This window comes from Bacteroidia bacterium, assembly GCA_041391665.1.
Lineage (GTDB): Bacteria > Bacteroidota > Bacteroidia > J057 > J057 > JAGQVA01.
This window is the reverse complement of the sequence record JAWKNO010000001.1, coordinates 101,479-115,326: the sequence shown is the minus strand read 5'-3', so window position 1 is coordinate 115,326 and position 13,848 is coordinate 101,479. Positions and strand designations below refer to the sequence as shown.

General features: G+C 46.4%; 13 protein-coding genes. 5 read left to right on the top strand and 8 right to left on the bottom strand.

What is annotated here, in order from left to right; translation table 11 throughout:
* Positions 1 to 184 precede the first annotated feature (184 nt).
* The 4 genes from R3D00_00525 to R3D00_00510 all read right to left on the bottom strand — a co-directional run bounded on the left by R3D00_00525 (position 185) and on the right by R3D00_00510 (position 3,974).
* Positions 185 to 391 (bottom strand): hypothetical protein, encoded by a 207-nt coding sequence (locus tag R3D00_00525; GenBank protein ID MEZ4771630.1) that lies wholly within the window; start codon positions 389 to 391, stop codon positions 185 to 187.
* Position 392: 1 nt separating this feature from the next.
* On the bottom strand, positions 393 to 584 hold the full coding sequence (locus R3D00_00520; GenBank protein MEZ4771629.1) for a hypothetical protein: 192 nt from the start codon (positions 582 to 584) through the stop codon (positions 393 to 395).
* Positions 585 to 724: 140 nt separating this feature from the next.
* Positions 725 to 1,066: an RHS repeat-associated core domain-containing protein gene (locus tag R3D00_00515; protein MEZ4771628.1), complete on the bottom strand. Its 342-nt coding sequence runs from the start codon at positions 1,064 to 1,066 to the stop codon at positions 725 to 727.
* A 496-nt stretch (positions 1,067 to 1,562) separates the two neighbouring features.
* Positions 1,563 to 3,974 carry a T9SS type A sorting domain-containing protein gene (locus R3D00_00510; protein MEZ4771627.1) on the bottom strand — a complete coding sequence of 804 codons (2,412 nt, stop codon included), beginning with the start codon at positions 3,972 to 3,974 and terminating at the stop codon, positions 1,563 to 1,565.
* Positions 3,975 to 4,167: 193 nt separating this feature from the next.
* On the opposite strand from R3D00_00510, the gene R3D00_00505 reads away from it, so the two are divergent.
* Entirely contained in the window at positions 4,168 to 5,613 is a 1,446-nt protein-coding gene (locus tag R3D00_00505) for a hypothetical protein (protein ID MEZ4771626.1), read from the top strand.
* Here R3D00_00505 and R3D00_00500 read toward each other — a convergent pair.
* Complete coding sequence (locus R3D00_00500) at positions 5,605 to 6,675, bottom strand: alanine--glyoxylate aminotransferase family protein (protein ID MEZ4771625.1); 1,071 nt, start codon at positions 6,673 to 6,675, stop codon at positions 5,605 to 5,607. The genes R3D00_00505 and R3D00_00500 overlap by 9 nt on opposite strands.
* A gap of 52 nt (positions 6,676 to 6,727) precedes the next feature.
* On the opposite strand from R3D00_00500, the gene R3D00_00495 reads away from it, so the two are divergent.
* Together R3D00_00495 and R3D00_00490 are read left to right on the top strand one after the other, a co-directional pair.
* A complete protein-coding gene (locus R3D00_00495) occupies positions 6,728 to 7,609 on the top strand; it encodes a TIGR01777 family oxidoreductase (GenBank protein MEZ4771624.1) in 882 nt (293 codons plus the stop codon).
* 49 nt (positions 7,610 to 7,658) lie between these two features.
* Positions 7,659 to 8,231 carry a leucine-rich repeat domain-containing protein gene (locus tag R3D00_00490; GenBank protein MEZ4771623.1) on the top strand — a complete coding sequence of 191 codons (573 nt, stop codon included), beginning with the start codon at positions 7,659 to 7,661 and terminating at the stop codon, positions 8,229 to 8,231.
* Positions 8,232 to 8,246: 15 nt separating this feature from the next.
* On the opposite strand, the gene R3D00_00485 is transcribed toward R3D00_00490, so the two are convergent.
* Genes R3D00_00485 through R3D00_00475 form a run of 3 tightly spaced genes read right to left on the bottom strand, consistent with a single transcriptional unit; the run spans position 8,247 to position 12,440 of the window.
* Positions 8,247 to 8,942: a hypothetical protein gene (locus R3D00_00485; GenBank protein ID MEZ4771622.1), complete on the bottom strand. Its 696-nt coding sequence runs from the start codon at positions 8,940 to 8,942 to the stop codon at positions 8,247 to 8,249.
* Between the two features lie 53 nt (positions 8,943 to 8,995).
* On the bottom strand, positions 8,996 to 10,231 hold the full coding sequence (locus tag R3D00_00480; protein ID MEZ4771621.1) for a serine hydrolase: 1,236 nt from the start codon (positions 10,229 to 10,231) through the stop codon (positions 8,996 to 8,998).
* A gap of 7 nt (positions 10,232 to 10,238) precedes the next feature.
* Positions 10,239 to 12,440 carry a glycoside hydrolase family 3 C-terminal domain-containing protein gene (locus tag R3D00_00475; GenBank protein ID MEZ4771620.1) on the bottom strand — a complete coding sequence of 734 codons (2,202 nt, stop codon included), beginning with the start codon at positions 12,438 to 12,440 and terminating at the stop codon, positions 10,239 to 10,241.
* 117 nt (positions 12,441 to 12,557) lie between these two features.
* Between R3D00_00475 and R3D00_00470 the strand changes: the two genes are divergently transcribed.
* Together R3D00_00470 and R3D00_00465 are read left to right on the top strand one after the other, a co-directional pair.
* Positions 12,558 to 13,142 (top strand): Uma2 family endonuclease, encoded by a 585-nt coding sequence (locus R3D00_00470; GenBank protein MEZ4771619.1) that lies wholly within the window; start codon positions 12,558 to 12,560, stop codon positions 13,140 to 13,142.
* Positions 13,143 to 13,230: 88 nt separating this feature from the next.
* A complete protein-coding gene (locus tag R3D00_00465) occupies positions 13,231 to 13,827 on the top strand; it encodes a hypothetical protein (protein MEZ4771618.1) in 597 nt (198 codons plus the stop codon).
* The last annotated feature ends 21 nt before the right edge of the window (positions 13,828 to 13,848 follow it).

Sequence of the window (13,848 nt, the reverse complement as noted above, 5' to 3'; positions counted from 1 at the left end):
CGCATGCGGATGTTGTACTGGTAGTCGCCGATTTGGAGGAATTGCGTCCCGGCGTCGTAGCCGAGGTTTTTGCTAGGCATTTGACCGAGGAGGTCGTAGAATTTTTCAAGCAGAATTTCTACTTTAGACCTGTTACGGCTTAGGGGAAGAGGACAGAATCTCAACCATCCTCCCCTTAGCGACATTATTCTAAATACACCAGTTTCACATGTCTAATAATCTCTTTTTCGTTTTGGCTCATCTCTTCATTTAGCTCATTACCAGCAATTAAATGAATGCTTTCCTGGTTATTTTTTATGAAATGTAAATAATTTATCAACTCATCTACTCCCAGAGAATCAAGAAGAATTTCAACTCCTTCTTTGCTGTTATCTATTTCAAATTTTATCATATTAGAATCCTCCTGCTACTGATAGCTTTTTCTTTGGTGTAACATTTAGCGGTTTGGGATTGGGATAATTTACATCGATATGAGGTAATTCTAGTTTTTTCCCATACATACCTCCTGGGTCAATATTGTATGAATAACCTGACTTTGTATTTTGATATGCTTTTGCTCCTGTTTTTTGATTAACGTATTTCAATTGTAATTTTCCGCTTTGAATGTGAGCCTGGAATGCGTCATCTACTTGATTAAGAGTAGTATTTTTAAATGGATTTCCTAACCCTCCCCCCTTAGCGGCTATTACCTCGAGGCTTCCTTCTACCGCTCCGGCTTCCGTTGCTACTCCCTTCCCGCACGGTTTAGGGTTCCGGAGACGATATCTTTCACCGCATCTTCGCCGTTGACCGAAAGGCTTTTCATCAGGCCAAAGGTGAATTCCACTGCTTTTTTACCCTCCACACTCGTAATGCCTAAGGTAGCACTCGTCTTTTGCGCATTCTCCTTTGTCATCAACTGATGAAACCATGCCTCCGCTCCATCCAAATCTATCGCCTGAATGGGTGTATTACTCGCATACTGATACGGCGTCAGGTACACAAACTTCTCCCCTAAGGGATCCACCGACACAAACCTCGCCTTTTCCGGGTCGTACCACCGAAAACCATAATCATACCACCCCAGCCCCAGTTCGTTCCCTTAATGGGATCTTCGACTTTGATCTGATACTCATAGACCCAGTCGGAGCCGTCGAGCTGCACCCTGCCTTATTCCATGTGAAAGAACTTTAACGGGCTTCAATATAATAATTTTTGGGAAGTGGGTGCTGCGACCTGTTAGGTCAAATGCAAGTAACACTATCGTTTGACCTAACAGGTCGGGGGATGGTTGATATTGGCGCTGCTGGTGAAAGTAATGTATAGGGTTTGTTGAGGTGGTTCCTTTGGGTGCCTCAGGACAAGTGCAGCCGACGGTTACCCCCTTTTTTACCTTTTTATAGGGCGCGCCATTGCGCGCTAAACGAGAATTGCGATTGCACCCATTCAACCGGAAGCGGTCTTCCCCCGGTTGGATTCCCGGCTTTATGCTCCTGCTCGTATTTCTTTTTGACATTTCGTTGAACAAAAACAGCCGCCGAATCATTGACCCGGCGGCTGCTCTGTTTTTGTGAAAATCTGTATCACTTTACCAAAATCTTCTTAACGATCTCTCCTTTGCTTGTTTGGATGGTGAGGAAATAGATCCCGGATGACAACTCGCTAATGTTAATTTCCTTTGTGTAAAACTTCGTTGTTTCAGCGCTGACCGTCTGTCCCAGCGGACTTGTGATTTTCCAGCCTAGTCCCATAATCTGGTCCATTTCGATGGTAATTTCGCTTTGGGCGGGGTTGGGATAAATCTTCACAGCGGCGTTGAGTTCGGGGTTGATAGCAGTATTTTGTCCGTCGTCCTGAAAAACGACGATGGAGTCTGCCAGTGGCGTTACAGGTACTTCAGACTCGTCAGAGGATATAACATAAACGCTGCTAAAGGAGATTTTTAATACTTCGCTAAGCAGCGTTTTCGCAGTAAGGTCATCCACCATGATAATGGATAGCCGGGCAATTTCGCCATAGCCGTTTTCATCCACGTGGTCTATGCGGGTCATACCGACGTCAAGCTTTCCGTCGAGGGGGAAGTTTCTGTCCATCGTAATCATATCCAGCCCGGTTGTGCCCAGCCATGAGTTTACATAACTTACTTTCACACTGGCAGGATCAATCAGGCTGCTGTCGATGGCTACAGAAAACGCCACTCCATAAATCATAGACGCCGGCGAGAGGTCTGTACCGAGTTTGACTAATACATCCACAGTATCCCCGGCCATAATGCTGTCTTGTTCGAATTCAAAATAAACAGGTGCCCCGGTACCTCCTTCTGTATGGTCAGTTTTATTGTGGGAAAACCCGTAGTTAAGACTGATGGCAAGGGTGTCGTTGACATCGACGATTCCGTCGCCGTTGGTGTCGAGGTGTTTGTAGTTGACGCCCGTCGAGAGGGATGAAGACCAGTTGTAAGAGGGTTGTGCCGTCCATACAAGTGAGGCATTAGGTCGTAGTGGTCCGGTCGCACCGTAGCCAATACCGATGCTGAGCAGATCATTGTTGTCGGCGACGAGGTCATAATTGGCGTCACCAGGCCATACACTGTCGGCAGGGAAAACGAAAGTGGTATCTTTCATTTTTACAATCATGCCATGGGTCTGCGCACTACCAGTAGCCGGAGCTATGCTGCCAAAGGTAGTTCCAGTGCCCATAGTGCCTGTGAAATACAAATTTCCGTAGGAATCAGCGCCCATACTATATATCTCCTCCGTAACATTGTTGGAGGCACCACTTGCCTGAGTTGCCCAGATGATATTCCCTGCGGGATCACACTTAAATGCCATTATATCGTGAGCAAATAATCCGGAGGAGGTAAATGTCTGGCTTCCAAGGGTGATCGAACCGGCAAATCCTCCCCCGACGATGACTTCGTCAGCGGCGGTAGCTACCAATCCTCCGGCAGACTGGAGGCTCGTTCCCGGCGTCTGTAGGGCCCATGCCAATGTGCCTGCAGAATCATATTTGGCTACAAACAGCTGAGGATATGCGATCGTAGGTGTCAGGATAGTTCCTCCGCCAAAATCTGTATAATTGGTTGCCCAACCAGAAAGATAGACATTACCGGCTGCACTCGTGCTGAGAGCATGTGGCGATTGGTGTCCGGGGCCCGTAGCCGTAACGGTCCACTCATAGATGCCCGATACATTAAAACGGGACAAAAATATATCGGAGCTGTCCATGCTATTTGTATAGGAAACTCCTCCAGCGAGCAAAGACGAATTTGCCCATTCCCCTGCGACATATACATTCCCGTCATGATCTGTCTCTATTTCATTTAAAGTGAGATAGTGACTGGGATTCGAGGATATGGAGGCAATGTTGATTTGTTTATACCAGACAGGATTGACCTGTGTGTCGAAGCTGGCGAGTAACAGACTGGAAAATGTCCCGTTCTCGCTACTTGTTGTACTCACGCCTGCCAGTTGAATGGTTCCGGTAAATTTCCCACCTGCATAGATTTGTCCACTCTCATTGGCATCAATGACCAGACCTTCTGTTTTTTCCTGGGTATCTACGGAGATCAGAATGCCCATAGTATCGTATTTTGCGATAAACATCATCGGCGTCACGCCACTGGTGAGGGTAATTGTCCCGAAGTTTACCGGGAAAGCCCATGCGGTTCCGATCACATAGGCATTACCCGCAGTATCGGCGGTAATACCTGATAACACCGCCGCACCGGAAACCTTATTTGCCCACACAAAATTGCCCGCTGCATCTACACTGGTAACCAGGCCAGTATTGTTGGTAGATGAGAGCGAAACAGCACCCAGTGTGAGGTTTTGGGAAAAAGTACCCACAACCCATGAATTGCCCTCCGGATCAGTATGGATTTTGTTTCCATAGGAATAACCGGTCGAATAAAACGATTCCGCCCACTCGAAAGTCTGCGCTGTGAGGGAGCCGAACAAAGTCATAGTTATGAGAAAAGTCAATAGTCGAATCATGGTCTTTAGGTTTTGATGGAGAATATTTGCCAATAGATAATCAAACACATTACAAACATAATTCAGTATATGTCCGGATTAAACCAATTTTTTTCCTGTTTTTAGGAATTGATAATGTGCTGCATTTTCATAAATAGCTGTTTAGGTGATTTTTTTGCATATTTTTTTGCAAAAATTAATTAATATTTAGGAGATGAATTTTTCTGATTCCAAACTGTGGGCTACGTTTGAGCGGTTAGATTTACCGGAAAGAAACCGGTTTATACGGTTTGTTTCTTCTCCTTACTACAATTCCGATCAAAAGCTCCTTGCATTAGCCGAAGCCCTAAACCGGGCCTATCCGTTGCCGCCAGCCCGGGAAAGTTTAGATGCTCTGCTATTTCCCGGAGAAACTTTTGATTATTTCCGCATCAGTAACCTGCTCTCTGACCTGATGAAACTGATGGAATCTTTTCTGATAGCAGAATATACAAACCAGCATCCTTTTTTACAGCATTATGCTCTGTTGGTTTCGGGGCGGGAGAAGGGGTTGGACAAGTTGTACAATGCTGTCGAGAAAAAAATGGAGAAAAGCATAGCCGAAATACAAATATTCACTCCACAGACCAGTTATGAGAACTACCTTTTAGAAGATGAGCGGAATATATTTTCAGTCTCCAGAGAGCAGCGCCAGGAAAATTCCCGGTTGGATGAAAAAATTGTTGCACTCGACAGGTTTTTTGTTTCTTCTATGCTCAAAACTGTTTGCCAACGGTTGAATCAGGAAAATATCATTCATTCCCATGCCCGGCCAGCGGAAATAGATGAGTTTGTCGCCTTTATTCATTCACATCATCTGCGGTACCAATCACAACCATTTATCAATATTTACTACCGGATTTTGCTCACCCTGACCCGTCCGGACGCGTCCCGGCATTTTTACGAACTCATGGATTTGCTTTCCACATTCGGAGAAAAAATAGATGCGGAAGAACTCAAGCCGATGTATCAGTTTGCGCAAAACTATTGTATCAGGCAAAGCAACCGGGGGCGGACCGAATTTCTGGAGGAATTGCTGAATGTTTTTATCCGGATGATAGACATGGAACTGATTTACCACGACGGATGGATTTCTCCCTGGGATTTTAAGAATATCGTGGCTTTGGGCGTTAGGTTGCAAAGATTTGACTGGACCGACGATTTTATCATACGATTTTCTCCCCGTCTCGAACCCTCTTTTCGCGAGAATGCGCTGATATTCAACCGGGCGCAATTGCATTACGGAAAAGAAGAATACAGCCAGGCTATGCGTTTGCTTACTCAGGTGGAGCTGGAAGATGTATATTACTATCTCGGCGCCAAAACGCTTTTATTGAAAATTTACTACGAACTCGAAGAAAACGAAGCCTTACATTCACTTTTTCATGCTTTCTCCGAATCGCTGCGCCGCAACAAGACGATTTCGCCTTACCAGCGAACCGTTCACCTCAATCTGATCAGATTTGTGAGGCGATTGCAGTTTATTCGCGAGCGCCTGTACTTCGAGTCCATCGGCGTGATGACTAAAAAAATTCACCGGTTGGCGGAAAAAATCGATGGTGAAGAAGCGCTGACACAGAGCGAATGGCTGAAAAAGAAACTGGCAGAGTTTTCAGGGTAAATGAAGGATGGCTTCCAGTTTTTCCAGTACCATTTGCATCATTTCCGCATCCATTCCCGCCATATGCGAGCATCGCATGATTTCACCTTTCATCGGGCCTTGTCCGCCGGCAAGGTGTATATCATATTTCTCAGCCAGTTGCTTTTTGAGGTAATTGTTGTCTTTGCCGGGGAAACGGAAAGCAGTAAGAGAATCGGAAGGCGTTTCTGCAACGATTTCTCCGCCGAGCGCTACCACACCGTCCCGGAAGACTTTCGCTGCGTGATGTGTGCGGTTCCAGATAAGCGGAAGCCCTTCTTCTTTCATGATTTGCAATGCGGCGCCTATTCCATAGAGCAACTGAGTCGGGGCGGTAAAGGGGTATTCGTGGCGCAAGCCGGCCTGATAGTAATTGTACAGATTGCGGAAGTCGGAGGAATGTGTGGATTTCAGGCGCAGAAGCGCCCTTTCTCCTACAGCAAAAGCGCAGGTACCGGCGGGATTCATAAGGGCTTTCTGACTGGCGACCACGGCGAAGTCAATTTCCCATTCGTCCATATAAAAAGGGATGGCACCGACGGTCGTAATGCCGTCGACGAGGATGCAGATATCCGGAAATTTTTGCCTTACAGCCAGCGCAATTTCTTCCAGGTCAAGGCATACGCCGGTGGAAGTTTCGCAGTGGGTGATGACAATTCCGGCGATAGCTTCATAGGATTCCAGTTGGGCCACCACCTCCGTTGAAGTAATTCCTTTCCCCCATTCTTTTTCTAAGGCGATTATTTCCAGACCCGTAAGGGTGCTGTAATCAGCCCATCGCTGGCTAAACTTCCCAACCTGAATGACTGCTACTTTTTCGCCTGGGCGAAAAAGGCTGTAAATCGCAGACTCGACACCATAAGTGCCGCTGCCGATCATTGTACCGGTAAACCCATCTGTCTGAAAAATATATTGCAAACCCGCCTGTATTCCCGCGTATAATGTAGTAAACGCCTCAGTACGGTGATGAATCACTGGCCTGGCAATTGCCTCCATGACAAATGCGGGAACAGGAACAGGGCCGGGAGTGAACAAATATGCCATAGAATAGTTTAAAGAATCGTACTAATTAATTACAAATCCTTATATTTAGGAAATGAATATTTTAATTACAGGAGGAACCGGATTTATTGGAGAGCGTCTGGTTCGATTTCTTACGGAAAAAGGACATCTGGTAACTATACTTACCCGGGAGAAAAAAAGTTCGTCCAACCGGAATGTGACGCTAAAAGCGTGGGATGGTAAAAAAATGCCTGTCGGAATGGGCATATACGATGTTGTAATCAATCTCGCAGGTGCGAGCATTGGTTTACTTCCCTGGACAGAAAAAAACAAAAAGCTGATTACAGACAGCAGAGTAGATGCTACGCGTGCCTGTGTGGAGTTTATTAATTCGAGCCCCAATCCACCCTCTGTATTTATTTCGGCTTCAGGAGTTGGTTATTACGGTACGGAAAAAGCTGACGAAATCGACGAAAGAGGAAAGCCCGGGAATGATTTTCCGGCAGAAGTGTGTAAAGTGTGGGAAGCCGAGGCGCAAAAAGCGCAGACCCGCACCGTGATTCTTCGGATTGGGGTTGTGATCGGGAAAAATGGCGGAGCAATGAAAGAAATGTTGCCCATTTACAAAAAGGGTTTGGGTGGCCGGTTTGCTTCAGGAAAACAGGGCTTCCCGTGGATACACATAGAAGACCTAATCAGTTCTGTATCATTTTTGATTGACAAGGAAGATTTTTCGGGCCCGGTAAATATTGTTGCGCCCCATCTTATAGATCAGGCTACTTTTTCGGGGTTTCTTTCAAAGGCTTTGGGTAAATGGGATTTGTTTGTCATCCCTAAGTTTGTGTTACAGACGATGTTTGGGGAGCGGAGCCTGTTGTTTTGGGGAGGTCAGAAAGTGATTCCAAGAAAATTGCAGCAAATGCAGTTTGTTTTCCGTTTTCCCGATGTTCGCCTGGCTTTGAAAGATGTCGTTTAATGAAAATTCATATCTTTCATTAAATTTGAATGAATCTTAAGCAAAAGCAATGCAAAGAATCTTTTTGACCTTTTTTGTTTGTATCTCTTTTACTGGTATCCTGTTTGCGCAGACGGACTCTGCTGAAGTCAAAACAGGGATATCTTCCAATCCAGAACTTGCCGGTCCCACCTCTCCCTTGCTCAACGCCCATCAGCTTGAGCGTGAGAAATGGTATTACAGTATAGACGAGGCGATAAGAGAGCCTGAAAAAGTATTTAAACTCTCTTTGAAAGATAAGAATATGAAGTTTCTGCCGGCAGAAATTTCGCGTTTTCCCAACCTGCAGGTTCTGAATCTAAGCCATAATAAGCTAAAAACACTGCCGGATGAACTCGCCGAACTGGAACATTTACAGGTATTAATCCTCGCCAACAATCGCCTGAAAGAACTTCCTGCGAGTATGCGCGAGCTGGAAAATCTGACTCAGCTTTATCTAGGAAGAAACAAGCTGGTAGAAATGCCTGCCTGGGTCGGGGGTCTGAGCAAACTCAGAACGCTGGATATTTCCTACAATCTGATGACGGCTTACGATATTGAACTGGCAGCGGCAAGGTTACCGAAGTGTAATATTACGCATTAAGGAATTGCGCGATTTTCACGGTTCTGTTCCCATTGCTGTGTGAAATTCTTTTGTTTCCTTTTGTACGTAGGTATCCCATTTGCCGGAGGCATACACTTTAAATATCGGGTTGGCAGTATCAAATGCCGGGTCAATCTTTTTGGCTTCGGCCATGACTTCCGGTACCGGGTAGAGGAAAGTTTTGGTAAGTCCGCGAATGACGAGCTTTGTCTCTCCCGAATGCATCATGAGTTTTGTACTGACCGGTGAGGCGTCGCAGTTATCTGCAAGGATGTACATAAAAAGATTTTCGGCAACACCGTCCTCATCGAGATCGACGATTTCCAGCGAATTGGGAACCGGGTAAATATCGCGGTCACAAGGGCCATTTACAAAGTCATTAATCTGCCACAGCTTTTTCGTTTCTCCATCCTTTTCGACATATACATAGGCGAAAAGTTCTGCATTTTCTTCATTGACCGCATCTTTACCGGAGATAATCAGAGTATTAAAACCATTCTTATCTGTCCATGAAGCGGAATTTCGCAATTCTCCAAGATAAGGTGTTTTGCTTTGATCGATATCAGTATCCATCCTGATATCGGTTATCACATAATTTGTTTGACTGGGCGCCGTTGCGGTTGCTTCCTGAAGGTTTTCTTCGGAAGCTGTATTATCGTTCTGACAACTGAACAGAGAAAGTGCGATTAAACAGACGGAGAGCAATTTCATAAAAAATAAGGCGTTGGTGGCAATTGTTGCCTGGGTAAGGTACAAAAAAATGTCTATTTCATTGCTGCCAGAACCTGTTTGATAAATTCATCCATAGATGCGTAGTTGATCCATCTGGCGACAACTACGAGGTCGTTTGCCTGATCGACGTAAATCATATTTGTACCGGCACCAATATGGACAAATGCGGTTTCCGGGGCACTGGGCAGTAATGTTTTATCTGTATTGAGATACCAGTTCATAAAACCGTAAGTTTTCATCACTGGTGTAGGTGTGCGGGCCATGCTGATCCATTTTTCAGAAAGCAGTTGCTGGTCTTTCCATTTGCCGTTTCTGAGTGTCAGGTAGCCAAATCTGGCCTGATCACGTGCGCTGATCATCATCCCCCCGCCCCAATGGCCGCCGCCACTTACAGATTGTACGGCCACACCGTCCATTATTACCCAGGAGTTTTCATATCCCAGCCACCGCCAGGTGGGCGACGCGCCAATCGGGTCCATAATGTATTCTTTCAGCACCTGGGGAAGCGGGCGTCGCCATATATTGAGGCAAGCGAGGGCAAGCAGATTGACTCTGACGTCATTGTATTCATAGACGGTTCCCGGCTCAGGTTGCGGACGGGTAAGCCAGGTGGAAGGATCGTTATCTGGCCGGTCTGCCCAGTCGGGTTTCCCCCAGAGCGTTCCCCGCCAGCCGCTGGTCTGTCTCAGAAGATGGTCCCAGGTGATGGTGTTGTTCAATGATTCGGCAAATGGCTCGAATACCTTTTTTTGACCCATATTTTCGGCTTTGCTGTGTCCGGCATCAGGATCATAAAAGATAACCGGTGCCATGTAGGGGTGAACCTTGTCCTGCACGTCTTTGATTAATCCTCTGTCCCACGCAAGACCTACGGTCGTGGAAAGGAAACTTTTAGCCACGCTGAAAGTCATATCCACCCGGTAGGGATCTCCCCATTCTGCTATGATATAGCCGTTTTTAATGACCATTCCCGTGGCCTCGCCACGGTCTTTGTGCGGTCCGACGGCATCGCCAAATGGCTCTCTCCCAAAAGTCTGGTAGTGGTTTTGCTCCAGGTTCCGGGGCGAAGTGCTTTCCTGATCGATGGCATATTGAATGGCGCTCTTCAGCCGCAAATCATCCATACCTACAGATTCCGGGAGTTTGGTTTCCCAGTCTTCTCCCCTGCCGGGAAAATACACACCGCCATTTTGGGCAGGGAGTGATTGTATTTGGCCTGCAAGCAGCAGGCCTGTCAGGCACAGAATCTGCAGGATTGGATGTTTCATGTGATGATTATTTTACCTTAAATGTTCCTTCTACAAGTTTGGCTCCACCCAGTTTTTCTGCCTGAGCACCCGGAGATGCCCCGCCAACCCTGACCAAAAACTCTCCTTTTTCCAGCAGGCGAATACCCGCATTATCTACCACTTCCATATCGGCTGGTGTAAGGGTAAAATGTACTACTTTTGACTCGCCTGGCTGGAGAGAGACCCGCTTAAACCCTTTTAGTGCAGATTTGGGAACATCCACACTGGCTTTTACGTCGGTGAGATACAATTGCACGACTTCGTCTCCTGCGCGTGAGCCTGTATTGGTAACAGTTGCGGAAACGGAGATGTTTTCACCCGATTTGATGGTTTCGCTGCCGAGCGTGAGGTTACTGTAGGAGAATGTGGTATAGCTCAGTCCAAATCCAAAGGGATAGAGCGGTGTTTCGGTCATATAACGGTACGTGCGGTTTTTCATGGAGTAATCATTATATGCAGGCAACTGGCTGGTCGATGCATAAAATGTTACCGGCAATCTTCCTGAAGGATTGGTTTCTCCAAACAGCAGATTTGCCACAGCATTTCCTCCTTCTTCTCCGGGATACCATGCGTAGAGAACCGCGTCCGCAATTTCGTTTACTTCGGGGATAGCCACAGCACTACCTCCGGTGAGGACTACGACAATGGGCTTGTCTCCGGCCTGCCGCAGTTTGCGCAGGTAGTTGATCTGGTTTTGGGGAAGTGCAATATCGGTACGGTCGCTTTTGGTGGGAGAAACCAGCGATTCGCCTTCCTCTCCTTCGAGCAGGCCTGAAAGTCCCATCACAACCACAATCACGTCCGCTTCCTGAGCATCGCCTGTGGACCAGTCGATCGGATTGATATTTTCCCTGTCTTGCAGAAATGCGTAGTTGTAGCGCAGTTGTGTACCGGGGTTTACTTTATCGACTATTCCTTCAAGAATGGTATGCATATTTCCCGAAACACCGTGATAGTTGCCCATCAGAACGTCTGTATTGGTTGCATTCGGACCCAGTACATGCAGGCGTTTAATATTTTTTGAGAGGGGAAGAATGCCGTTATTTTTCAGCAATACAGCGGCTTTTTCGGCTGCTTCTCTTGCCAGTTGGCGGTGCTGGTCGCTGTTGATGACTTCCGGGCCAATGGCGTTGTAGGGATTCAGTTCTTCCGGGTCAAAAAGCCCGAGTTTGAATCTGGTCATCAGCAGCGGTCTCAGCGCCTGGTCTATTTCCGCTTCTGTAATGAGGCCTTGTTTTACAGCATCAACAAGTGCCGGAGAAGTGCTGCCACAATTGACATTGACGCCATTTTTGAAAGCCAGAGCAGCGGATTCGGCGGCATTGGCGGTGACTTTATGCGTGGCATGGATATCCACCAGTGCCCAGCAGTCGGAGACAATATGTCCCTGGAAACCCCATTCATCCCGAAGGATTTGTTTCAGCAGCAAGTTGCTTCCACAGCAGGGTTCGTCATACGTACGGTTATAGGCGCACATGACTGCTTCTACGTGTGCTTCAGTTACCAGCGCTTCGAAAGCAGGAAGATAGGTTTCTCTAAAATCTTTTTGTGAGGGTTTTGCATTAAACTCATGCCGGTCGCCTTCAGGGCCGCTGTGCACAACAAAATGTTTGGCGCAGGCTGCTGTTTTAAGATATTTGGGGTGAAAACCCTGCATTCCTTCAACAAAAGCTACACCCATACGACTGGTGAGATAGGGATCTTCTCCATAAGTCTCCTGTCCCCTGCCCCACCGCGGATCGCGGAAGATATTGATATTGGGCGACCAGAATGTGAGGCCTGAATACCTGATACGGTTGCCTAATGCTATGGAAGCGTTGTACTTGGCCCGGCCTTCGTCGGAAATCGCATCAGCGACTCTGTGCATAAGTTCTGTATCAAAAGTAGCTGCCAGTGCGATAGCCTGAGGAAAAACCGTCGCTCTGCCGTTTCTGCCTATTCCGTGAAGGGCTTCATTCCACCAGTTGTATTGCGGAATATCAAGCCGGTCTATCGCATCGGAGGTATAGTTGAGCTGACTGATTTTTTCTTCCAGCGTCATGCGGCCTATCAGGTCGGTTGCTCTTTCTTCAAAAGAAATATCGGGATTGAGGTAGCGGGGTGTCTCCACAACTTTGGTTTGCCCAAAAGCCTGCGAGAAAAGGAAAAGTAATGTCTGGAGACAAAACATCAATCTGGTGAAAAGCATAGTAGTCATAGTATTTTTCTTGCGTGAATAATCCGTGCATCAAGATAGGGTTTCCCGGTTATTTGATCAAATAACTTTGTGTAGTATATTTATTGAAGTTTAATTCAAGAGTTTGTAATGGGACAAGCGGCATTTTCTGGATATACTTATGAGGATTATCTGACTTTGGAAAAGCAGTCAGACGGGAAATATGAGTTTCATGACGGCTTTATTGTCGCCATGGCAGGTGGATCTCCTGAACATGGACAAATAGGAATGAATTTTTCCAGGGCGATTGGCAACGAACTTGAAAAAAAAGGAAAAGCCTGCATCACTTACAGCAGTGATGTGAAAATTCGTATTGAAGCATCTCATCGCACCTATTACCCCGATGCTTCGGTTGTATGTGAAAAACCTGAAAAAAGCCAACGGGATCCGCTGGCTATTACTAATCCGGTACTTATTCTTGAAGTTCTTTCGGAAAGTACCGCTGCTTTTGACAGGGGAGCAAAATTTTCTCATTATAGAACACTTTCTTCTCTTAGAGAATATGTCCTCATCAGTCAGACCGAAGCAATGGTAGATACTTACTTCAGGACTGATGATGGTACATGGGAAATCAGGACAATCATCGGCCAGGAGGAAATGGTTCAGTTGAAATCCCTGGACTGTGAAATAAGAATGGCTGACATTTACCGGCTGGTTCCCGGAATGGATGAATAATGTTACAATTTGTCGGATATGAAGAACCAATGCTGTATAAAAGGCGAACATCTCCGCTATAACCATTGGTCCATAAATTTGTAACATTATGCAAAAGTATCCATCTCTTATTCCTGCTTTCTTCTTCCTTTTTCTGGGCTTACAAATCAACCTCCCGGCCCAATCGGATCCCCGTGTAGATAAAAAAATGGAGGGGATGCATCAGATTTTTGATCTCACTGACGCACAGTCTGACGAGATTCGTTCGGTTCTGACCGCTACTGCTTCCCAACTGGACAAAATCCGCCCGCTTCGCCAGACCGACAGAAATGCTTTCCGCCGCCAGCGTCAACAGATTATGCAAAATATGGAGTCTGGTGTTACTGCTGCGCTTGATGAAACCCAGGCCGAACAGTTTCGCCAGATGCTGGCAGAGTACAGAGCGCGTAAACGCAGTGGGGGTAATGGTTCTGATCCGGAAGAATCGGCAAATGAGGATGTATCCGCTGGAAAAGAATCTCCTTCCGGCAAGATTTCATCCGGAAATATTTCAGAAATTTCTTCCATGACACAGGAAAATGAGGAAATTGTGGAAGAAAATACCGAAAATGCAGGGCAGGCATCTGTAAAAAACGAATGGCTCGAGAAAACACTCGATTTTCTCTATGAAGATATACTGATGCCTGCCGTCCGGAAAAGGCAATGAATATTTAATTCCTGAAATATG